The organism is Algoriphagus halophilus (assembly GCF_041729275.1).
Classification (GTDB): domain Bacteria; phylum Bacteroidota; class Bacteroidia; order Cytophagales; family Cyclobacteriaceae; genus Algoriphagus; species Algoriphagus halophilus_A.
Genome location: NZ_CP146486.1, coordinates 3,086,601 through 3,108,013 on the forward strand (window position 1 = coordinate 3,086,601; position 21,413 = coordinate 3,108,013).

A 21,413-nucleotide genomic window follows, 5' to 3' on the forward strand; every position below is an offset into this window, starting at 1 on the left:
TTTAATAGTCAAATGTGAAGATTATAAAACCCAGTTCGTCATCTATATTTACAAAAGACCAAAGTTTCCCGTCTTTGAAAAATTTTAACCCAAAATAATCAATTGGGAAATTTTCCTCATGCAATTGGTTTAGGTCTTGATCAAAAATGGTAAGGATCTGCTTATGGACCGTTGAATCTCCGATTTTTCGATCCAGCTCCCTGGAAAACCTAAAGAACTTTTGATTCTGTTCATCAAAATAGAAATTGCTAAATTCAACTTCCTCATTCATTTGGATGAAAACTTCACGCATTTGCTCCGGAGCATTTAAGGTGGTTCTGCCCGGAACTTTTTTAGTATCAGCAGTAAGTTCGGAATGGTAAGTTTTATGGATGACAGAATCGGATTCTAGATCCAGAAGATAGACTTCATTAAAATTATGGGAGGAAACCAATACCTGACTTTCCATAGGATAAACGTCAACTTGCTCAAATGAACGGGATTGTAATTTTCCATCTATATAAAGACTGGCTATATAGTTTTGGGTCCTTTGCCATAAGTCAAAAGGAAATTTTTTGAGGGATAGATCCTCAAGCGTAATCATCGCCATTCCCGTTTTGGGCTCTTCCCCGTTTTCTGGTCCATAGGGGGCGAATACCTGATTTCCATTATTTGAAATAAAAAACTCTTCTCCCAAGGCTTCGTTTTCTTCCAGCCCTTCTGGCTTTTCTGTTCTAAATCGATATAGCTTACGCTCCTGCAAGGTTGGGTCGAACTCCCGAAAGTCTGTAAAGCCCACAAAGAAAAATTTACCATCCTCACTGATCTTTAAGCCTCGGGGAAAGCCAGTTCCCAATGGGCCTTCTAGATCCATTGGTTTTTGATCTACTAATTTCATTTGTTCCAGATCAATGACTTCAATTCGGGGTACATCTGGATTAAAATTAAAGAGCTGTTTTTTATCGGGACTTAATGCCCCAAGTCCTAATCCTCTTCTTAGATAAATAAAATCTTCACCTGAGTCGACCAAAACAGTATCTATACGGTATGAAAAATTAAATTCCTCCTGCGCTGTTTCATCCCTTGCCTTGGTACAGGATATACAAATTGCCAATAGAAAAATAAGATTAAGTCTCTTCATGAGTTTAAAAGTTAAAAGTGAATACAGCAAAGCCTAGTTCATCACGCACATTCACATAGGACCAGAGTTGGCCGTTTTTCCAAAAGTAGGAACTGGGTACCTTTTCCAGGTTTTCTAAATGGGTTTCACCTACGACATGAAAATCTTTGTCATAAGCAAAAAGATAGATTTCATAGGTGTTAGGATCTCCTCTGTTTTCTCCAAGAAAAGTCCTTTTGCCCAAGCGGAGATATAGTTGCCTAGTTTCATCCCATTTTAAATCCATGAAATTTATTTGCTCCGCAATTTTTCTTTGTTCATCTCTAAAAATGGCTTCATCGGGAGAATCATTGATTACGGTTATATTCCATTCATTGGGTACGGTCTTGTGTTTGATATCTACAAACTCTATACTATCAGCACCAAGTTTTAATTTGTAAAATCCACTCATCGATCCTCCAGAGATAAGCAATTGACCATTTTGCATATCCATGTAATCTGAAGGACCATAATACATCATGTTAGTACCTTCAGCAGTCTTCTGGGTTAAAGTGATATAATAGTCACTGACACTTTTCATTTTAGGAATGGAGTAGGTTTTCATGGACTTGCTAGTGGGATCAATAATCCAGAGTTCATTGATTTTAGCGATTTCACTATAAGGTTGAGAGTATAATTTTTTGCTTTGGAAATCATAAATAGCGCTTCCATATAGCTTCATAAAGTCATTGGTATAGTCAGGATCTAACCCATCAGGAAAAATCTTTAAATCTTGATTCAATTCTCCATTGGTATTGAATATTCCTTGGGCGTTAAAACCTTTTAAAAAAATTTGCTGAGATGGACCTGTTTCAAGCTCACCAATAAAAGAGCCCACACTATTTGGTCCCTCACTATCAAATTCATTCTTTTCGAGCACTTTTAGCCCATCTAAATCAACTGTGATTAGGTTAAGGGGTTTGTTTTCGAAAAATAAAAGCTGTTTTTTATCTTTTGTCAGATCAAAGGCCCCTAATCCAAAACCAAGATTGATAAAGTCTTCTCCAGGGTCTATCACCACAGTATCTACTGAAAAAGTCAGGTTTTCCAGAATATTTCCTTCTTCAGGACTGCCAGCCTCCTTGCTTTCGTTACATGAAAAAAATAGACATAGACAAAAGTATAACGAGTAATTTCTCATTCTTTAAAAGTTAAGAATGGAAAATACAGAAAAATCTGAATAAAATTTAGTTAAGTTTTCTTAATGTACTGATTCCATGAGTGTTCGAAAGGCGAGGGCTTTTTCTCCATACCTTGCCTGCGTTTCGTACCGAAGTGCATGTGCAAACCGGCCTTCGTATTCGATCAGTTTTTTCGTGTTTTCAGCAAAAAACTGGACACTGTAATTGGTTACATGATCATCAGGGCTGTTTAATAACCTGAAAAATTTATGTTCTATAAATAGGCCAGTGGCAAAAATATCAGGGATATGAGTTTCTTTCATCCAATTGACAAAATCCTCTTCTATCTCATTGTTAACAGTGAAAGTAATGTTGTAAAGTATCATATCGGAAGATTTTAACTGGAATTTTGTTTTTTTGTAACAGATTGATTGCTTCAAAGTTAGGTATCTCAACGCAAAAAACCGGAATTACCCCCTTCTAAAGCTCCCAGAAATATGCATAAAATAGCCAAGGCACCTCCAAAGGCTCATGACAAGCAATTGTTGATCGTTAAACTAGTGGTAGTGGCTTTGTATGGAGTTGGGATCATAGGCATGTCAATTCCGGAATATAGGCCCCTATTCCAATCCTTGACTCCAGCACAATTGTTAATCACATTGGGACTGGTTCTATTTTTTCATAGAGGTTGGACGGATTCATTTCCTATCGTAGCAGCTCTTGCGTTTTGGATTGGCTTTGGATCAGAATTGATCGGGATCCATACCGGATATTTATATGGTGACTATGTGTATGGAGATACCTTGGGTCCCAAGTTGTGGGATGTCCCATTGGTGATCGGGGTCAACTGGTTTGTTTTGGTTTATTTGACAGGGGCGGTGTTTTCAAAAAGTATTTCCAATGATTATTATGCTGCATTGATGGGAGCGGTAGCCATGACTGCCTTTGATTATATCATGGAGCCCGTAGCCATGGCTGTGGACATGTGGTACTGGAAGTTTGATATAATTCCTATCGAAAACTATTTGGGATGGTTTGGAGTTTCTTTTTTAATTCACCTGATTTACAGGAAAGCAAATTTTGAAAAGGCTAACCCCTTGGCAGCCTTTTTGTTAATCGTAATGGTACTGTTTTTCTCAATACTCAATTTCACGTTGAAACTATAGTATCACAAGCTTGGAAAAAGGTTTTTACCTAATTCTAAAAATAGTTATAACAAAATAGAAGTATTTAAGTTTTCTACTAGATGATGGAAGCCATAGTCTTTACTTTAGTTGGTTTTGGTCTGATGGAATTGTCTGGTTGGGCAATTCATAAGTATTTAATGCATGGGCCTTTATGGATGATTCATAAAACCCATCATCAACCGAGTAAGTATGCATTTGAACTGAATGATTTATTTTCAGTTCTTTTTGGCAGCATCGCCATTGTCTTAATAATAGTGGGTTTGAAAGAATTCGATTATCGATTCTGGATGGGTGTAGGGATAAGCCTTTATGGATTTTTATATTTCATTTTACATGATGTATTGATCCATAGAAGGGTTAAATGGTTTCAAAAACCAAAGAGTAAGTTTTTAAAAGCAATATTTAGAGCACATCAAGCGCATCATCGTACAAATAAGAAAGATGATGCAGTTTCGTTTGGTTTGTTTTTGGTACCCAAGGAATATTATAAAGAGGAGGAAAAGTGAGCAGTTATTCAATTAAGGATTTAGAGCAGTTATCTGGTATCAAGGCACACACCCTAAGGATTTGGGAGCAGCGCTACAATCTGTTGAACCCAAAGCGGACGGATACCAACATTCGCTTATACGACGATGGCGATTTAAAATTGATTTTAAATGTCGCATTATTAAATGATAATGGATTTAAAATCAGCAAGATTGCTTCCATGAGTCTTTCAGAAATGAAGGAGGAAGTAATCCGTTTGACAGATAGATCTTTGACTCATGATGATCAAGTTCATGCTTTGACCATTTGCATGATCGAAATGGATGAAGATCGTTTTGATAAAGTGCTGACGACTAATATTATCAAAATTGGATTTGAGCAGACCATGCTCAATATCATCTATCCTTTTTTATCAAAAATCGGTTTGTTGTGGCAAACAGGAGCAATTAATCCTGCCCAGGAGCATTTTATTTCCAATTTGGTCCGGCAAAAATTGATTGTGGCGATTGATGGTCAAATACCGAGTATCTCGGGGAAAAAGTTTTTGCTTTTCCTTCCAGAAGGAGAATTACATGAAATATCGATTTTGTTTGCCTCTTATTTAATTAAAAGTAAAGGTCACAAAGTAATCTATTTGGGTCAAAGTACTCCTAAAAGAGACTTAGATGCTGTTTATGATTTAGTGGAACCTGATTATATCTTAACGGTTATGACATCCTGTCCCCCAGATGATTCTCCACAGGAATATGTAGATTACTTGTCAAGCAGATTTTCCAAATCTCAGATTTTCGTTTCGGGCTACCAGGTTGTAGGTCAGGATTTGCAATTTGGTCCAAATGTGAAACAATTCAGCTATATCCGAGAAATTAAAGACGTGCTAGAAGAGATCGGACAAGGTATTTTAGAAAAATAGTTTAATGATAGAGTAAAATGGTTAAACAAAGCATTTCTTCGGGAATGCTTTTTTATGGCCAAAATACCCCATTTGACCATTATTTTTCACCGTTTATGTCAAAATGTTTAACAAAAAATAAAAAATGTTAAACAAAAGGTTGTTATTTTGTTTAATGAATAGTAAGTTTGATTAAACAAAAACTCATAAGCCATGACGACTCTAGAATTTAGCTACTCTTTGAACAATCTTTCCAGTTCATTGAAACCTTTTGCAATGAAGTTGACTCGAGATTTGGATGATGCCAATGACTTGATGCAAGATACGATGGTCAAAGCCTTTACAAATAGAGATAAATTCACGGAAGGGACTAATTTGAAAGCATGGCTTTATACCATCATGAAAAATACCTTTATCACGAATTATCAGAAGATGGTGAGAAGAGGAACGTTCGTAGACACCACAGATAATTTACATTACATCAATTCCAGCGATATCAAAATCGAAAATGGAGTGTTTGGAAATTTGGCAATGGATGATATTTATGAGTCTATTGACAAATTAGATGATGTATTCAAAACGCCATTTTTGATGCACTATAGAGGCTTTAAATACCATGAAATTGCTGAAAAATTACAGATTCCGATAGGAACTGTTAAGAATAGAATTCATATTGCTAGAAAGCAGTTGAAGGAAGATTTAATGGTGTACAAGCATAAAAATTGATTCTATGTCTCATAAACATGCGGTAGTAATAGGTTCAGGTTTTGCTGGACTTTCGGCAGCTACGCATTTAGCAGTAAATAATTACCAGGTTACAATACTAGAGAAAAATGACTCCCCCGGTGGAAGAGCTAGAAAGTTCGAACACCAGGGGTTTGTTTTTGATATGGGGCCAAGCTGGTATTGGATGCCTGATGTATTTGAAATGTATTTCGGTGATTTTGGAAAAAGTCCATCGGATTATTATGACCTCATTAGACTCGACCCTTCCTATGCAGTGATTTATGGAGAACAGGATGTGTTGGAAATTCCAGCAAATCTAGATTCATTTAAAGAAATGCTTGAAAAGATTGAACCTGGAGCAGCTGTTCAATTAGATAAATTTTTGGAGCAGGCTGCCTACAAGTATCAGGTAGGAATACATGATTTAGTAACTAAGCCAAGTAGATCTATATTTGAATTTACATCTCCATCCTTACTCAAGGATATGCTCAGAATGGATATTTTCCAATCCATGTCCAAGCATGTTCGTAAATTCTTCAAATCGGAGAAGATTATTCGCTTGATGGAATTTCCTGTCTTGTTTCTAGGCGAGACTGCCGAAAATATACCTGCTTTATACAGTTTGATGAATTATGCAGATATAGCTTTAGGTACTTGGTACCCCAAAAAAGGCATGCATGAAATAATCAAAGGAATGGTCAGTCTGGCTGAAGAAAAAGGGGTCAAAATCCGTTACGGTTCCGAAGTGGAGGAAATTGAGATTGAAGATGGAATAGCAAAGCGGGTCCGATTGATATCTGGAGAGAAAATTTCTGCAGATGTGGTCGTTGCGGGGGCAGACTATCACCATGTGGATAAGCATTTAGTTAATCCGAAATACAGCAACTATTCAGAAGAGTATTGGGATAAGCGTGTGATGGCTCCTTCCAGTTTGTTGTTTTATTTGGGTATTGATAAGCGTTTGGAAAACCTTCGCCATCACAATTTATTTTTTGATGAACCACTTGGTCCTCATGCTGATGCCATTTATACGCATCCAAGATGGCCAGAAAATCCGCTATTTTACGCATCAGTACCGTCTATTACGGACAGGACTGTGGCACCAGAAGGAATGGAAAATATGTTTTTATTGATTCCATTAGCTCCCGATTTAGATGACTCTGAAGAAATAAGAGAAAAATATTACAATATCATCATGGACAGGTTAGAAAGGATTTCTGGACAGGAAATTAGATCTCATGTGGTTTTCAAAAGGTCCTATGCCCATCGTGATTTCAAAAATGATTACCATGCCTTCAAGGGCAATGCTTATGGTTTGGCCAATACGCTCACACAGACTGCGATACTAAAGCCTTCACTCAAAAACAAAAAGGTTTCTAACTTGTATTATACAGGGCAGCTTACTGTGCCAGGTCCTGGAGTTCCTCCTTCCCTAATTTCGGGCAAAGTCGTTGCAAATGAGGTGATCAAAGAAAATAATTAATGAATTATTGATATATTAATATATGATGAACCCAAGAGATCTATTCGATCAGACAACTTTTGAGTGTAGCAAGCTAATCACACAACGATATAGCACCAGTTTCACATTGGGTATCAAAACTTTGGATCAAAAATTCCATTTGCCAGTTTATGCGATTTATGGATTTGTCCGCTATGCGGATGAAATTGTGGATACATTTCATGATCAGGACAAGGAGAAATTGTTAGCAAGGTTTAAGAAAGATACCTATGAGGCAATAGAAACAGGGATTTCATTAAATCCTGTGCTTCACGCTTTTCAATTGGTAGTCAATAAATATCATATTGATCAAGAATTAATAGAAGCCTTTCTCCATAGCATGGAAATGGATTTGGATTTTAAGACGTATGATGATTCCAAGTATAATGAATATATCTATGGTTCAGCCGAGGTAGTAGGGCTGATGTGTTTGAAGGTCTTTTGTGAGGGGGATGAGGCTGAATATGAAAAGTTGAAAGTTCCTGCTTGTAAACTAGGAGCTGCTTTCCAGAAAGTAAATTTCCTGAGAGATATTAAAAGTGATTATGAAGAACGAGGAAGAGTTTACTTTCCGGAGTTGAGTTCACTCATTTTGATAAAATCGTTAAAAAACAAATCGAAGAAGATATCCAGCGGGATTTTGATGATTCACTGATTGGAATTGAACAACTACCAATGGGTGCAAAACTAGGCGTGAAAGTAGCCTATCTCTATTATCAAAAGCTGTTTGATAAGATCAAAGGGCTGCCAGCTGAAACCATCACCCAGACCAGAATAAGGATTCCGAATTCCAAAAACTCTCCTTGTTAATCGGTACCTATTTTGTGAATAAGTTAGGTATTACTTGATATGGAAAAGTATTTATACTTGGGTGTTAATCTCTTTACCATTTCCTTTCCTTTGGTAAGATCATTTGAACAAAAGATTCAATATTTCAAAAATTGGAAATTCTTGTTTCCTGCGATCTTCCTTACGGGTACTTTCTTTTTGATTTGGGACCATTGGTTTACCAGATTGGGTGTTTGGGAGTTTAACCCAACCTATATTTTGGGGATTTACTTTTTGATTTACCATTGGAAGAATGGCTGTTTTTTTGACAGTACCATTTGCCTGCGTGTTTATTTATGAAGTGTTGAATTATTTTTTTCCTACAGACCCATTGAAGGATTTTGGGAAGCCTTTTGTCTATGTAATGGTTCCATTTCTTATTGGTTTGGGATTCATGCATTTGGATAAGTTATATACATCCATTAATTTCTTCATCGGAGCGGGTGCATTAATTGCCCATTTTATAGTATTTAATGATAAATATTTGGGTAAATTCTTATTTACCTACTTAGTACATCTTATTCCTCTATTCCTATGCAATGGCATATTGACTGGAGGACTTACTGAGGAACCTGTAGTAATTTATAATAATGCAGAAAATCTAGGGATTAGAATATGGACGGTACCTGTTGAAGATACCATCTATTCGATGACCTTATTATTGATGAATATCTCTTTTTATGAAAGATTTAGGAATCAACAAACATTTCAATCTATTGAAAGTTAATAGGCTATGATGCAACTTGAAGTACATATAGATGATCATTCTGGCTTTTGCTTTGGGGTGGTTTATGCTATTGAAATGGCAGAGGAAATCCTGGATGAACAAGGATATTTATATTGCTTAGGGGATATCGTGCATAATGATGAGGAGGTAAACCGTCTGACTAAGAAAGGGTTGAAGATCATTAATCATGAGGATCTGAAGGAATTGAGAGACCAGAAAGTGTTGATCAGGGCTCATGGAGAACCACCATCTACTTATCAATTGGCAATCAATAATAATCTGACTCTAATCGATGCGAGTTGTCCGGTGGTTTTGAAACTACAGAATAGGATCAAAAATTCATTCGATAAGGATGAGACGATTTATATCTATGGAAAGCATGGGCATGCTGAAGTGATTGGGCTCTTGGGACAGACTAGCAATAAGGCGGTAGTTTTTCAGGATATCTCGGAATTGGATTTAGCTACTCTTCCTAGAAACATTACCCTTTATAGCCAGACTACCAAAAGCACTGATAAATTTTACGAGATCAATGAGATACTGAAGCAGAATGGGATTTCTGTAAATACGAATGATACCATTTGTAGACAAGTATCAAACCGAGATAAGGAGTTGAGAGCTTTTGCAGATCGCTTTGATAAAATCATTTTTGTGAGTGGGACTAAATCCTCGAATGGTAAAGTGTTATATAACGTCTGCAAAGAAAAAATCCAAATACATTTTTTGTTTCCAATGCCGACCAGATTAAACCCGATTGGTTTAATCCCAATGAAACGGTTGGTATTTGTGGAGCGACTTCTACTCCGATGTGGTTAATGGAACAAGTTCGAGAGAAAATCTTGACTTTCTGATTTAACTCAACTTGCTTGCAGGTATGATTGCAGGAAATCAAATTTTAGGAAACAAGCATATAGACCCTACTGGGGTGGTGGTGGCTATCTTAATCATCGCTTGCTGGAGTACTTCAATGGTCTTTTTACTTCAGTGGAACATTAATTGGTCCAATCCCCTCACCTATCTTTTTGTATTGATCCAAATGCACCTGTATACAGGATTGTTTATTACAGCACATGATGCCATGCACGGATTGGTTTCATCCAATAAAATTGTAAACAATGTAATAGGCGTATTTGCAGCCCTTCTTTTTCGTACAATTTCTATTGGAAATTGTTTCCCAAACATCATGAACATCATCGGTTTGTGGCCACGGATCAAGATCCGGATTACCATCATTCTGATAACTTCTTTGTTTGGTATTTTAGTTTCATCAAACAGTATCTCAGCGTATGGCAAATTCTTCTAATGGCTATCACCTTCAATATTTTAAAGCTATTTCTGCCTGTGGATAACTTGATAATTTTCTGGATGCTTCCAGCTGTGTTATCCACATTTCAACTATTTTACTTTGGAACTTACCTTCCTCATCGAGGGGAAAGTGATAACAAACACCATTCAAATACACAGTCCAAAAATCACCTTTGGGCATTTATTTCATGCTATTTCTTTGGCTATCACTATGAGCATCATGATTCTCCAGGCACACCTTGGTGGAGGCTGTGGAGAAAAAAGAGGAAATGGTAAAATAAATCCGCATTTAACTAAACTTTTTCTTCCTAAAACTATTTTGTTTTAGAACTACCCATCGCAATGAAAACTAGAGTACTGACATTTCTAATTGTTTTAATATCTATTTCTGCATTTTCCCAAGGAGTGATTAGAGGACGGATTATCAATCCTTCCAATGGGGAGCCTGTGGCCTTTGCCAATGTTTTGGTGTTGGAAACTGAATACGGTGCAATTTCTGATGAAGATGGCAACTACTCCATCGAAAGCATTCCTCCGGGATTATATAATGTGCGTGCAAGTTTTGTTGGGTACAAGACTGAAACCAGGTATGAGGTCCGAGTTACCTTGGCTAAATCTGTGCAATTGGATTTTGAATTGACAGAAGATGCCTCAGAGCTTGGAGAAGTTGTTGTAAGTTCTGAGTTTTCAAGATCTGAGGAAACGCCCCTTTCCGTAAGGAAGCTAAATAGCAATGAAATAGAAAGGTACCCTGGTGGGAATAGAGATATTTCACGAGTTATACAAGCTTTACCTGGAGTAGCAAGTACCCCAAGTTTCCGAAATGATATTTTGATTCGTGGTGGAGCACCGAATGAAAACAAGTTTTTTGTGGATGAGATTGAAGTACCCGTAATTAACCATTTTTCGACGCAAGGTTCCTCGGGTGGACCTGTAGGCCTCTTGAATGTCAACTTAATAAAGAATGTAGATTTGATTGCTGGTGGATTTCCAGCCAATAGAATGGATGCCTTGAGTTCCTTCTTTGAAATTCAGTTGAAAGAAGGGAATAGGGAAAGTATGCAGACCCAATTGACTTTGGGAGCCTCTGAGTTGACCCTTTCCAATGAAGGTCCAATTGGAGAAAAGACCACCTATCTAGTCTCTGCAAGAAGATCATATTTACAGGGTTTGTTTAAAGTTTTGGGCTTGCCCTTTTTGCCCACTTTCAATGATTTTCAAGTGAAAACGACCACCAAACTGAATGATAAAACAGAGTTGACCTTTATTGGAGTTGGTGCCATTGATCAATTTGAATTGAATCAGGATATTCCAGAAGATGAGAGTGAAGAAGAGTTGGAAAACCGCTTGTATTTATTGGATGTTTTGCCTGTTCAGAGCCAATGGAATTATACTACAGGGCTAAAATTAAAACGGTTCAGGGAGAATGGATTCTGGACTTTCGTATTGAGTAGAAATATGCTCAATAATGAGGCTGAAAAGTACTACCGAAATGAAGAAAGCTCTGAGTCCAATTTATTATATCGATATATTTCCCAAGAATCAGAAAATAAATTCAGAGCAGAGAATAGTATTTTCGGAAATGGTTATACCCTGAAATATGGAGTTAATTATGAGTATTCCAGGTATTACATTAAGAACTTTGACCGTGCCACTTTAGCGAATTCTTCAGAAGTGATTGATGTAGAATCAACTTCTAATTTCAATCAGTATGGAGCATTTATCTCTGGAACTAAATATTCGTCAGATGAACGGCTCTTGGTTTCAGGTGGAATAAGAATAGATGGCTCTGATTTTGGAAAGACCGCGCAAAACCCTTTAAATCAGTTCAGTCCTAGAGTTTCTATTTCCTATCAGCTAAAGCCTAATTTATTTGCCACTGCCAATGCTGGTATATATTACCAGAAACCTCCGTATACAGTACTAGGATATAGAAACAATTCCGGTGAATTAGTCAATCAAAATTCGGATGTAAGATTTATTCAAAATAACCAACTGATCGCAGGATTAGAGTTTTTGGCACCGCAACGAAATAGAAGGTTTACAATGGAGGCTTTTTACAAAAAATATAAGAACTATCCTTCTTCTATTCGAAATGGCATTGCTTTAGCCAATCTCGGTGCTGACTTTGGGGTGATAGGAAATGAGCCCGTAGAATCAAATGCAGAAGGCAGGGCATTTGGGTTGGAGTTTTTGGCACAGCAAAGACTTTTTAATAATTTCTATGGGATAGCCTCTTTGACCTTGGTACGTAGTGAATTTACAAATCCAAATACGGAAGGATTTATACCTTCTTCCTGGGATAATAAAGTGATTTTGAGTTTAACCGCAGGCAAACGATTTAATAAAAATTGGGAACTTGGCGGAAGGTGGAGATTTTTGGGCGGAACACCTTATACTCCTTACGATGTAGAAGAATCATCATTGATCAGCAACTGGGATTTAAGGGGTCAACCTATTTTAGATTTCAATCAGATCAATACACAACGACTTTCTGCTTTCCATCAACTTGATTTGCGTGTTGATAAAAAGTATTATTTCCCAAAATGGAGCTTGAACTGGTATGTGGATATCCAAAATGCATACAATTACGAGGCGGAACAACCTGATTTATTGGTACCAGTTCGTGATGAAAATGGGGATATAAAAGTTGATCCAAATGATCCTTCCCGCTATCAACTTAAATTCATTGAAAATACTGCGGGGACTATACTTCCAACAGTTGGAATTATAGTTGAATTTTAAAATTTCAACTTAGCGAGTTCAGAAGTTTGATAATTCGATTGGATTTAGCCTCCATATCGTCAACTGCATAGATATAGCTGATCCAATTATTTTGCTCTTCTTTGGGCAGCTGATTGAATAAGTCCAATTTTCCTGGATCATCTTGAAGACATTCGATTAGTTCTTGAGGAATGGTATTGGGAATTTCTTCTCTATACAACTTAATCGAAACTTCATCCCCTTCTTCTTTTCCTAGGATTTTCCTAATGGGTTTTGCTACTGGTAAAAACACGTAACCATTTCCCATGGGAAGGAGGTGCTTGCCTTCAAATGAATAATCATCAATTGATCCCGAGATTTTCATCATTCCGAAAGCCTTACCAGACTTAATTAAATCCCCTGGAAGCTTTATGAATGTCCAACCACCTTTCCCGGTAAACTTTTCTAAGAGGTATGTTCCTTCAACAATCAGTTCCATAAAAAAAGAGCAAGAATGAATCCTGCTCTTGCTTGTTAATTTGTGGCGTTACTTCCGTCGTTTCCAAACCTCCATCGAATATTCAATCCAAAAACATCTGCAAAAAAGTCTGTGTTTTCTACAATTCGGAATGTTGGCCTCCAATCAGCACCTATCACAATTGGCACTTCTTCAAAGGCATATTCAATACCTATTTCACCAGCCGCCGCCAAAGAGAAGGGATCGTCGATATATAAAGATGGACCAACTCCTACGTACCAATTGAAATCGCTCGATCCTACTGGTCTATATATAAAATCCCATAGAGCGTCAATGCCTACTCCCGAGCCAAAACTTACATCAGCATGGATTCTGCTAAACTGCCCTACAGAAAAAACTCCATCTACAGCCACATTGTTACCGCCAAATTGACCAAATCTCAAACCTACTTCTTGAGCGTTACTTTCAAGAGAAGCTGCCAGTCCAAAGAAAAGTACTAGCGTAAGAATTTTGAAATACTTCATGTTCTTTACATTTAAGGATATTATAAAATAGTCTACAAATATTTAAATTTTACTTGAATTATTCAGATGAAGATAGAAATTTATAGGTAATTCCTGCTAAAAATGCCCCTACTATAGGAGCGACCCAAAATAGCCATAATTGTTTTAAAAAGATGCCTCCGGCAAAGATAGCTTGGCTCGTACTTCTGGCTGGATTGACAGAAGTGTTGGTAACAGGTATAGAAATCAAATGAATTAGAACTAAAGCCAATCCAATTGCGATACCACCAAATCCAGCTGGGGCTTTTCCATGAGTAGCTCCCAAAATCACGATTAGGAAAAAGTAAGTCATGACTATCTCAGTAATCAAAGCAGAGCTCATCGAATAACCTCCTGGAGAAGCTTCTCCATACCCATTTGAAGCGAACCCTCCTAATTCCACGCCTGCCTTTCCTGTAGCGATGGCATATAAAATAGTGGCACCGGCCAAGCCTCCTAAGACTTGAGCGATAATGTAAGGAAGTAAATCCTTGCCCTCAAATCTACCACCAGCCCATAAACCAATGGAGACTGCTGGATTTAAATGACAGCCACTGATATGTCCAATCGCATAGGCCATCGTCAGGACAGTGAGTCCAAATGCCAATGCTACTCCTAAAAAACCTATTCCCAGTTCAGGGAAACCAGCCGCCAAAACGGCACTGCCACAGCCCCCAAGTACTAGCCAAAGGGTACCGATAAATTCTGCTATAAGCTTTTTCATATAAAAAATAGGTTAGTTGTTAACTGACTTTAGGAAATTAAATAAATAATTTTAAAATCAAGTAAGGTTTGGTGTTCTAATTGTAGAATTAATAGAAAAAATAGTGACTTAAGGGGTTGTTTGAAGTAAGGCTTTACTAATTGATATTGCATATTTGAACTAATCCCTAACTAAAGGATTTATATTCATAACAAGCTTTAAAGAAAAAGGAGACTAGATGAAGATATTCGAATGTGAGAAGTGTTTTCAACCGCTTTATTTTGAAAATCAAAGCTGCGAGAAATGTGGGCATTTGGCCGGATTCTCCAATGCTGAATTGGATTTAAAAACATTCGAAATCGGATTGGACTCATTGAAATCTGATGGAGATAATTCTGAATTTAAATTTTGTAGAAACAAAGAATTTGGAGTTTGTAATTGGCTGATTCCTGTAAGTGACCAGGAAGATTTTTGTGTTGCCTGCAAACTCAATAGAACCATTCCGAATTTATCGGATGCAGAAAATTTCAAAAAGTGGCAGAAACTTGAAATCGCAAAACATAGACTCATTTATCAATTGGTTAGGTTAGGGTTGAATCCACAACCTAAAACGGAAGACGTCAATGGTCTAACTTTTGACTTTATTAACAACCAAAATGGAAATGAGGGAAAGGCGATGACCGGACATGATAATGGGGTGATTACTATTCTACTTTCTGAGGCAGATGCTGTCCATCGAGAGCAAATGAAGAAAGAGTTCGAAGAACCTTATCGAACTTTGATTGGACATTTTAGGCACGAGGCAGGTCATTATTATTGGGATCGTTTGGTATTTAATAATCCTACTACTCTCCAGGAATTTAGAAACATCTTTGGGGATGAACGAGTAAATTATGGAGACTCCTTAACTAGCTACTACGCGAAAGGCCCTTTAGCCAATTGGCAGCAAAACTTTATTAGTCAATATGCTACATCTCATCCATGGGAGGATTGGGCTGAGACATGGGCCCATTATCTACATATCATGGATATGGCAGAGACTTCCTATTATTTTGGGATGAAAGTGGAGCCAAAACTCTACGAAAACACGTTGGATGGGGCCATAGGTTTTGACCCCTATGAGTGTACGGATTTTGAGAAAATTTTAAAAGACTTGGGTCCCATTTCATTTGCAATCAATAGTCTAAATCGATCTATGGGAATGCCCGATATGTACCCTTTCGTGATTAGCCCAATAGTAAAAGCTAAAATGGAGTTTATTCATCGATTGGTCTACAAGAGTTAATGGAGGGTTAGGCAAGGATTTAATCTAATGCTTTTCCATTTACGTACACCTTTTTTAAATCAAACCCAGAGACGATTCTTGGGTCGAAAGAGTCATTCTTTGCCTTGATTTTATGATTCTCAAATTTAAATTGGGCTAGTCGATCATGTTCGGTAATCGCCACATCAAAAAAGATATCGCATTCCAAGTTGATGTTTTTCATGGTAATATGGTCCGAAAAAGAATTTGGAACTTCTTTTCTTCCTTTTAGATCGAAAAATTGAGTCCAAGGCTTCACATAGATCATGCTGTATGCCTGCCCGGTAATATTCTCTACTGTAATGTATTCATAGTGTTGAGGGGTGTCTGGACGCATTTTTAACCATAAAAGCCTTCGAGCATCCTGAATTTTTATATTCCTCATGATCACATTCTTATTATGAATGGATTCACTTCCGTTGGTGAGGGCGGAATGGCAAAAGCCGAATTCGCTATCCTCGATTATAATGTGGGTGTTTTCTCCATTGTTTGGGTCTTTATCTGCCCAAGGTCCTTTTCCACCTTTTAAGGCAATGGCATCGTCATTTACTGCGAGGTAGCAGCCTTTGATAAGAACATTATTGACCACATCTAAATCTATGGCATCGGTACTTGGCGCTTTGATGGGTTCATGAGGAGAGGTAATGGTGAGGTCTAAGATCTTAATATTGTTGCATTGGTAATAATGACTACTCCAAAAACCTGCATTAATCAATTTCACATCCTGTAACTGGACGTCATTACTTTTCCAAATAAATACTAATCTAGGCCTGGAAACTTCCAAATTGGTGCAATTAGGGTCTTCCTCTCTTCTTTTCCAGAATGCTTTCCAAAAGTTCAACCCGTTACCATTTATGGTTCCTTTACCTGCAATAGAGAATCCATCTACCTCATAAGCATTCACCAATGCTGCGAAATAGTCTAGATTTTGTCCTTCCATGCGGGATGGGATTTTTGGATAATTGGCAATGTCGTCAGAACCTTTCAAAACGGCTCCTTCTTCTAGATGTAAGCGTGTGTTGGGCTTGAAAAATAAAGCGCCGCTTAAAAATGTTCCTTTTGGAATGATAATAACTCCTCCTCCTGATAGACTTGCCTCATCAATAATTCGCTGAATTTTTTGGGTTTGGAGGAGTGTGCTGTCTGCCAATACTCCATGGGAAGTGATCCTATATTGTTTCCCTAAATCCTTTAATTCTAGTTTGGTATAATCATGAAACCAGGGAGAAATTTTCGAACCATCTGGCCAATAATCCTTATTTACTGCTGTTTGGGAAAAAGCGGCTTGAATACTTAATAAGAGAACTAATAAAAGGGGATTGAGAATTTTCATCATGGTAATACTAACAAATTCATGCCAGAACTGGGAAGAACCGAATTTCAAATTGTTCCATTTACTGGGCAAAGGGTATCCTTTGCTGTCCTGCAAATTTCCATTAAGAAGGATTTTCTTTTCCTTTCATGACATCCATGACGAAATCCAGGGCTGAGTTCCAAGCTGTCATACATCTTTTGGTATTGTTTTCCCCTAGGGTCTTATCAATTGTATAGAGCATGGCTTCCTTTACAACAGGATAATGAGCTGCCTGCACTCCATATTTTACATGATTCTCACCTAATCGCTGCAAGCCTGTGACCAAGTGTTCTGGTCGGGATAGGGAATAAATGATACCTCCTAACATATGGGTCAAGAGACGACCTTGATCGGTCATATTATTTCGAAATAGACTTTTGGCCTCTGGGGCGATTTCAAAAACTTTTTCATAAAATATAGAAGCAAACTCTTCCGGGTTTTCCATCATTATAGGAAGAGAGGCTTGGAGTTCCAATTGCATATCCATTTCCTTAAATCCCAATAATTCAAACAATTCCGCAGGTTCCTCTTTCCCTTTTAGCTCTTTCATGTAGGTTTCCCCAATTTCAAGAGTGTCTTTTGGAATACTATTATAGACTGTTTTAGAAATGAGGATTTTGGATTGGGTAACTTTCGTTTGTTCTTGAATTCTACTGGCTACATTGACAGGGTCACCAATGACTGAAAATTGTTTATGGGTAGGATGTCCCAAATGCCCTATATAGGCTTTTCCAAAATTGATTCCTATTCCAGAGTTTAGCTTGATGTCCAAATCTTTTAATTCAGTGTTATTCAGATGCGTCAAGGCATAATGCATCCCCAAGCCGGCTCGGATGGCATCTGTACATATTTTATCCCTTGTACCTCCGGTTGTTCCAAAAACTCCTATAATTTCATCTCCTACATATTGGTAAATGATCCCATTATTCATCAGAATTGGGTCGCCTAATGCCGTATAAAACTTGTTGAGCAAGAAGGCGATGTCGTAATTCAGGTTATTGGAAGAGAGGTTGGTATAATTTCTTAAATCACAAAAAAGGATCGCAATGGGTCTTTCTTCTGCTTTTCCTACGGGAGAGAGCTCTTTTTGTAATTGATTCACTTCGCCCATAGACCAGATTAAGCGTTGCAAGGTTACATCACCTTTTGGATAGGATTGACAAGCTAGCCGGATAGAAGGGTCCCATTTCCTTGCGTAAGAAGTTTCTTGTTCGAGCTGGTTTTTAGGATTTAAGTTATTGATTCCTTCCAAGATTCTTACTCTACAGGTGGTACACCTTCCATGCCCGCCACATTCATGCAAATGGGTAATTTGATTAGCAATAGAAATATCCAACAGGGAGTTCATATCATCGTCATTTTCCACCACACGATTTATTCCAGCATAGGTAATTTTCTGTTTCATCATTCTAAGAATTAGGTGAAAAATCGAATCAATGGATTCAGATTTCTTTTAAATGCTTATTTCGAGGTCCCTTGTTCATTCTAAAAATTATGGCTCGCAATTATCTAAAAATTGAGATTAATTATCTAGATGCCAATTGAAATCAAAAAAGCTATAAGGAATATCCACAAAAAAGAGCAAATTGTCAATTGAAAATGAGATAGTTATGCTTTCAAATGAAGCATACTTCCAATTGTCTCAATAAAAAAAGAAAAGGAGTGAACTTGGTCCACTCCCTTACTACTTATGTTTTCTATGGTTATTCAAATTTTGAGGCATCTAGATTGAAGAACCTGACTGCATTGTTGAAGAAAATATCCCGTTTTTGATCGTAGGATAAATAAGTTGCATTTTGGATTAAGCCAATTGATGTTTCCAACAGCTTTGGCCAAATCATGAGGTCTGTTCCGTACAATATTCTTTTTCCAAAACCTGCTTGAACTAATCTCTTCAAATAGTCATGAATCTCATCTTGAGGATAGCTCCAGATTAAACCAGCCAAATCCACATAAACGTAGGCATTGGCACCCATCAACGCGATCATTTCATCGATCATAGGGTATCCAGCATGCATGACCCATATTTTTAATTTGGGATGTCTTGCGAGCATATCTTCCAATAAGAAGGGATTTCCCATAGAGGCTCTATAAGAGAGGGGCTTGTGATATTTGCCATTCCATTTCCACCAGTTCCCATATGGATGCCTACAGGAATACCCAGTTCTTCCGCTACTCCAAAATATTCATCCAAAGCCATGTCACTAGGAGATTTTCCTTGGTATTGTGGTGCAATCTCTCCCATAACTTTATAAAAACCACCTGACAAGGAATCCCTGAATGCTTCCACACTCATATCCTGCCCAATTCCAATCGAAGGAATAATACGGTCAGGAGCTGCATTGTACCAATTATGGATAATTTCTGCATCTCCACTGACAACCATCGTGACGTTTAACCGTTCAGTAGCTGATATAATGGCATCCTGCATTTCCTGATCAGATTTTGCAGCTTTCAATGGATCCACGCAATCATTATTTATAAAAGAGGGGGCTGGTTGATTAGGTCCACTTCCTGGCATGGAGGTAAGGAACCAAGGACAGAGATCAGATGCGAATGCTGGGTTTACTTTGGAAGCATGTACATGCACATCGATTATTGGAGGCATTTTCTTTTCAGTTTGCGCTGAAATTTCAAAAGAAAGTAGCGCAATCAATGATAAGAAGCCCGCTTTAGGTATTAATTTTAGGGTCATAATGGAAGTTGAGTTGCTAAAATGAAAATTAGTTCCTTATTGTTTCTTTATGACAAAATAGATGATTCTTTTTAGAATGAAAAATTAATTTTACAGGATATTGGCCTTAGTATTTATTTTCTGTGTATCATTATTGCCACACTTTTCATTTTAAATTCTTTTACTATGATCAATCACAGTGTTTTTTTTAAGTTAAAATTCCCCAAGGGTTCTTCTGAAGAAAAGATATTTTTGAATGCAGCTTCAAAATTATCCACCATCTCAGTTGTAAAGAATTTTCTGGTATTGGATGAAACCAGTCCTAAAAATGAGTATGAATATGGCTTAAAAATGGAGTTTGAAAGCCAAGAAGCCTATGATGCTTATAATGACCATCCACACCATTCCTTGTTTTTAAAAATGTATTGGGATGATTATGTTGACAAGTTTTTAGAGATTGATTATAAGGTAATAGATCTCCAATAAAAAAGGGAGTAACCGATTTGGTTCTCCCTTTTTCCATATTAACTAATATATCAGGTGTTAGTAGAATTTAATTATCGATTTTCATAAAACCTGATTGCTTGAACAATCCTTTTATTCCATTTTCCAAAAGATAATACCACCTGCTTGTTTTCCCATATCTACTGAAGCTACTTTTTTGGCATTTTTGATATCGATCACATCCATTGTCCCCGGCTCACCCCCGATCCCTTCCACAGAAATAAAAGCATATTTGCTATCAGGGGAAATGCTTACACCATGGGAAACCATCCTCGTATTTTTGACACGAGGAAGTTCTTTCTTCTTTTTAAATCCCAAATACCAGTTTCACCACTTCCTTTGTAGGTGGCTACCAAATAGTTGCCATCTGGAGAAATGTCCAGATTATAGGGCGCTTTTCCAGTTTTGAATCTGTCTGTAATTTCCCACTTTTCTAGATCTACTTCCAGAATTTCATCGGATCCATTACCCGCAACATACACTTTCCCATTCGTAGGATGAGGCATGGCCCATGTAGGTTTCGTAGCACTATGGTACATAGGAGTACTCATCGCTGCATGTCCCATTTTTGAGTGATCCATCATGCTGTGGTCCATTCCCCCATGGTAGGCTGTTCCTCTTCTACTCCATCTAGATTTAATTTTCGATTTACTTTCAATTTGGTCGTCGAAATCTCAAATAATTCTCCAGACATCATTCCCACTGAATAATGATACATGCCGTCAGCAGAAATTCTAGAACCATGAGGCATTACTCCCGTTTCGATTTTTTCGATTTCAATCATCTCCTCGGGATCTACGACAGAAACGGTACTAGGAACCATATCACCATGTAGGTTGAAATTCACGCAATACAAAAGCCCTGTTGCTTTGGATACTTGAAGGGAGGCAGGGAATAAGCCAAGCATCACTGTGTCAACGACCTCATTAGTGGCAGTAGAGTATTTGTACAAAGTGCCATAGGGATTGCCATGGGCAAGCGACAAATACCAATATTTTCCATCCGGGCTAACATTAATTCCATGAGGCCCTTCTATTTCGGCTGGCCAAACTCCCACGGGAATCGTCTCCTCAATGGTAGCTTTTTCTCCATCAAATTTTACCAAAGCAACCTCATCTTCAGATTCTGCTGTAACGTAGATGTAATAGTCTTGAGCCTGAGTTACCAGACTGAACAATACAGCGACTATCGTGAATAGGCAAGTTTTATTGAAGACTGATTTTAGAATCTTGCTCATAAGA

23 protein-coding genes and 3 pseudogenes are annotated in these 21,413 nt (G+C 37.6%); 13 read left to right on the forward strand and 13 right to left on the reverse strand.

Annotation, left to right across the window (positions count from 1 at the left end):
• Position 1 precedes the first annotated feature (1 nt).
• Genes V8V91_RS16520 through V8V91_RS16530 form a run of 3 tightly spaced genes read right to left on the reverse strand, consistent with a single transcriptional unit; the run spans position 2 to position 2,645 of the window.
• Positions 2 to 1,120, reverse strand: a complete 1,119-nt coding sequence (locus tag V8V91_RS16520; RefSeq protein WP_373396305.1) for a DUF4221 family protein — start codon at positions 1,118 to 1,120, stop codon at positions 2 to 4.
• 4 nt (positions 1,121 to 1,124) lie between these two features.
• Positions 1,125 to 2,279 carry a DUF4221 family protein gene (locus V8V91_RS16525; RefSeq protein ID WP_373396307.1) on the reverse strand — a complete coding sequence of 385 codons (1,155 nt, stop codon included), beginning with the start codon at positions 2,277 to 2,279 and terminating at the stop codon, positions 1,125 to 1,127.
• Between the two features lie 60 nt (positions 2,280 to 2,339).
• Positions 2,340 to 2,645: a DUF4286 family protein gene (locus tag V8V91_RS16530; RefSeq protein ID WP_373396309.1), complete on the reverse strand. Its 306-nt coding sequence runs from the start codon at positions 2,643 to 2,645 to the stop codon at positions 2,340 to 2,342.
• 111 nt (positions 2,646 to 2,756) lie between these two features.
• On the opposite strand from V8V91_RS16530, the gene V8V91_RS16535 reads away from it, so the two are divergent.
• The 11 genes and pseudogenes from V8V91_RS16535 (at position 2,757) to V8V91_RS16585 (ending at position 12,656) form a co-directional block, all read left to right on the forward strand.
• Entirely contained in the window at positions 2,757 to 3,425 is a 669-nt protein-coding gene (locus tag V8V91_RS16535; protein ID WP_373396310.1) for a carotenoid biosynthesis protein, read from the forward strand.
• An 80-nt stretch (positions 3,426 to 3,505) separates the two neighbouring features.
• Positions 3,506 to 3,952 carry a sterol desaturase family protein gene (locus tag V8V91_RS16540; RefSeq protein ID WP_074225962.1) on the forward strand — a complete coding sequence of 149 codons (447 nt, stop codon included), beginning with the start codon at positions 3,506 to 3,508 and terminating at the stop codon, positions 3,950 to 3,952.
• Entirely contained in the window at positions 3,949 to 4,845 is an 897-nt protein-coding gene (locus V8V91_RS16545) for a MerR family transcriptional regulator (RefSeq protein ID WP_373396313.1), read from the forward strand. Before V8V91_RS16540 ends, V8V91_RS16545 begins: the two co-directional genes overlap by 4 nt.
• A 192-nt stretch (positions 4,846 to 5,037) precedes the next feature.
• Positions 5,038 to 5,550, forward strand: a complete 513-nt coding sequence (locus V8V91_RS16550) for an RNA polymerase sigma factor (RefSeq protein WP_074225964.1) — start codon at positions 5,038 to 5,040, stop codon at positions 5,548 to 5,550.
• Positions 5,551 to 5,554: 4 nt separating this feature from the next.
• Complete coding sequence (locus V8V91_RS16555; RefSeq protein WP_373396315.1) at positions 5,555 to 7,033, forward strand: phytoene desaturase family protein; 1,479 nt, start codon at positions 5,555 to 5,557, stop codon at positions 7,031 to 7,033.
• A 25-nt stretch (positions 7,034 to 7,058) separates the two neighbouring features.
• A pseudogene (locus V8V91_RS16560) lies at positions 7,059 to 7,899 on the forward strand (phytoene/squalene synthase family protein).
• 1 nt (position 7,900) lies between these two features.
• Positions 7,901 to 8,179, forward strand: a complete 279-nt coding sequence (locus V8V91_RS16565) for a lycopene cyclase domain-containing protein (RefSeq protein ID WP_373396316.1) — start codon at positions 7,901 to 7,903, stop codon at positions 8,177 to 8,179.
• A complete protein-coding gene (locus tag V8V91_RS16570) occupies positions 8,133 to 8,606 on the forward strand; it encodes a lycopene cyclase domain-containing protein (protein ID WP_373396317.1) in 474 nt (157 codons plus the stop codon). Before V8V91_RS16565 ends, V8V91_RS16570 begins: the two co-directional genes overlap by 47 nt.
• A gap of 6 nt (positions 8,607 to 8,612) precedes the next feature.
• Positions 8,613 to 9,457: pseudogene (locus V8V91_RS16575) on the forward strand (4-hydroxy-3-methylbut-2-enyl diphosphate reductase).
• 23 nt (positions 9,458 to 9,480) lie between these two features.
• Positions 9,481 to 10,187 (forward strand): annotated as a pseudogene (locus tag V8V91_RS16580) (fatty acid desaturase).
• A gap of 66 nt (positions 10,188 to 10,253) precedes the next feature.
• Entirely contained in the window at positions 10,254 to 12,656 is a 2,403-nt protein-coding gene (locus V8V91_RS16585) for a carboxypeptidase-like regulatory domain-containing protein (protein WP_373396318.1), read from the forward strand.
• Positions 12,657 to 12,660: 4 nt separating this feature from the next.
• On the opposite strand, the gene V8V91_RS16590 is transcribed toward V8V91_RS16585, so the two are convergent.
• Genes V8V91_RS16590 through aqpZ form a run of 3 tightly spaced genes read right to left on the reverse strand, consistent with a single transcriptional unit; the run spans position 12,661 to position 14,358 of the window.
• Positions 12,661 to 13,113, reverse strand: a complete 453-nt coding sequence (locus V8V91_RS16590; protein WP_373396319.1) for a DUF1905 domain-containing protein — start codon at positions 13,111 to 13,113, stop codon at positions 12,661 to 12,663.
• 35 nt (positions 13,114 to 13,148) lie between these two features.
• Positions 13,149 to 13,616 carry an outer membrane insertion C- signal gene (locus V8V91_RS16595; protein WP_373396320.1) on the reverse strand — a complete coding sequence of 156 codons (468 nt, stop codon included), beginning with the start codon at positions 13,614 to 13,616 and terminating at the stop codon, positions 13,149 to 13,151.
• A 58-nt stretch (positions 13,617 to 13,674) separates the two neighbouring features.
• The gene (aqpZ, locus tag V8V91_RS16600; protein WP_373396321.1) at positions 13,675 to 14,358 is read right to left on the reverse strand and encodes an aquaporin Z; all 684 of its coding nucleotides are present in this window, start codon (positions 14,356 to 14,358) and stop codon (positions 13,675 to 13,677) included.
• A 217-nt stretch (positions 14,359 to 14,575) separates the two neighbouring features.
• Between aqpZ and V8V91_RS16605 the strand changes: the two genes are divergently transcribed.
• Positions 14,576 to 15,622 carry a putative zinc-binding metallopeptidase gene (locus V8V91_RS16605; RefSeq protein WP_373396323.1) on the forward strand — a complete coding sequence of 349 codons (1,047 nt, stop codon included), beginning with the start codon at positions 14,576 to 14,578 and terminating at the stop codon, positions 15,620 to 15,622.
• Between the two features lie 19 nt (positions 15,623 to 15,641).
• Here V8V91_RS16605 and V8V91_RS16610 read toward each other — a convergent pair whose 3' ends face one another.
• The 4 genes from V8V91_RS16610 to V8V91_RS16625 form a co-directional block, all read right to left on the reverse strand.
• Positions 15,642 to 16,976, reverse strand: a complete 1,335-nt coding sequence (locus V8V91_RS16610; protein WP_373396324.1) for a glycoside hydrolase family 28 protein — start codon at positions 16,974 to 16,976, stop codon at positions 15,642 to 15,644.
• Between the two features lie 100 nt (positions 16,977 to 17,076).
• Complete coding sequence (locus V8V91_RS16615; RefSeq protein ID WP_373396326.1) at positions 17,077 to 18,402, reverse strand: adenylate/guanylate cyclase domain-containing protein; 1,326 nt, start codon at positions 18,400 to 18,402, stop codon at positions 17,077 to 17,079.
• Positions 18,403 to 18,697: 295 nt separating this feature from the next.
• Entirely contained in the window at positions 18,698 to 19,075 is a 378-nt protein-coding gene (locus tag V8V91_RS16620; RefSeq protein WP_373396328.1) for an amidohydrolase family protein, read from the reverse strand.
• Positions 19,024 to 19,689 carry a hypothetical protein gene (locus tag V8V91_RS16625; RefSeq protein WP_373396329.1) on the reverse strand — a complete coding sequence of 222 codons (666 nt, stop codon included), beginning with the start codon at positions 19,687 to 19,689 and terminating at the stop codon, positions 19,024 to 19,026. The genes V8V91_RS16620 and V8V91_RS16625 overlap by 52 nt, the downstream gene beginning before the upstream one ends.
• 165 nt (positions 19,690 to 19,854) lie before the next feature.
• On the opposite strand from V8V91_RS16625, the gene V8V91_RS16630 reads away from it, so the two are divergent.
• Complete coding sequence (locus tag V8V91_RS16630) at positions 19,855 to 20,154, forward strand: Dabb family protein (RefSeq protein ID WP_373396331.1); 300 nt, start codon at positions 19,855 to 19,857, stop codon at positions 20,152 to 20,154.
• 111 nt (positions 20,155 to 20,265) lie between these two features.
• Here the strand turns inward: V8V91_RS16630 and V8V91_RS16635 are convergent, their stop codons facing one another.
• The 3 genes from V8V91_RS16635 to V8V91_RS16645 are packed head-to-tail and all read right to left on the reverse strand — an operon-like array spanning position 20,266 to position 21,409.
• Positions 20,266 to 20,442, reverse strand: a complete 177-nt coding sequence (locus tag V8V91_RS16635) for a hypothetical protein (protein WP_373396333.1) — start codon at positions 20,440 to 20,442, stop codon at positions 20,266 to 20,268.
• Positions 20,424 to 20,768, reverse strand: coding sequence for a YncE family protein (locus V8V91_RS16640; RefSeq protein WP_373396335.1), 345 nt, complete (start codon positions 20,766 to 20,768; stop codon positions 20,424 to 20,426). Before V8V91_RS16640 ends, V8V91_RS16635 begins: the two co-directional genes overlap by 19 nt.
• Positions 20,753 to 21,409, reverse strand: coding sequence for a YncE family protein (locus tag V8V91_RS16645; protein ID WP_373396337.1), 657 nt, complete (start codon positions 21,407 to 21,409; stop codon positions 20,753 to 20,755). Before V8V91_RS16645 ends, V8V91_RS16640 begins: the two co-directional genes overlap by 16 nt.
• Between the last annotated feature and the right edge of the window lie 4 nt (positions 21,410 to 21,413).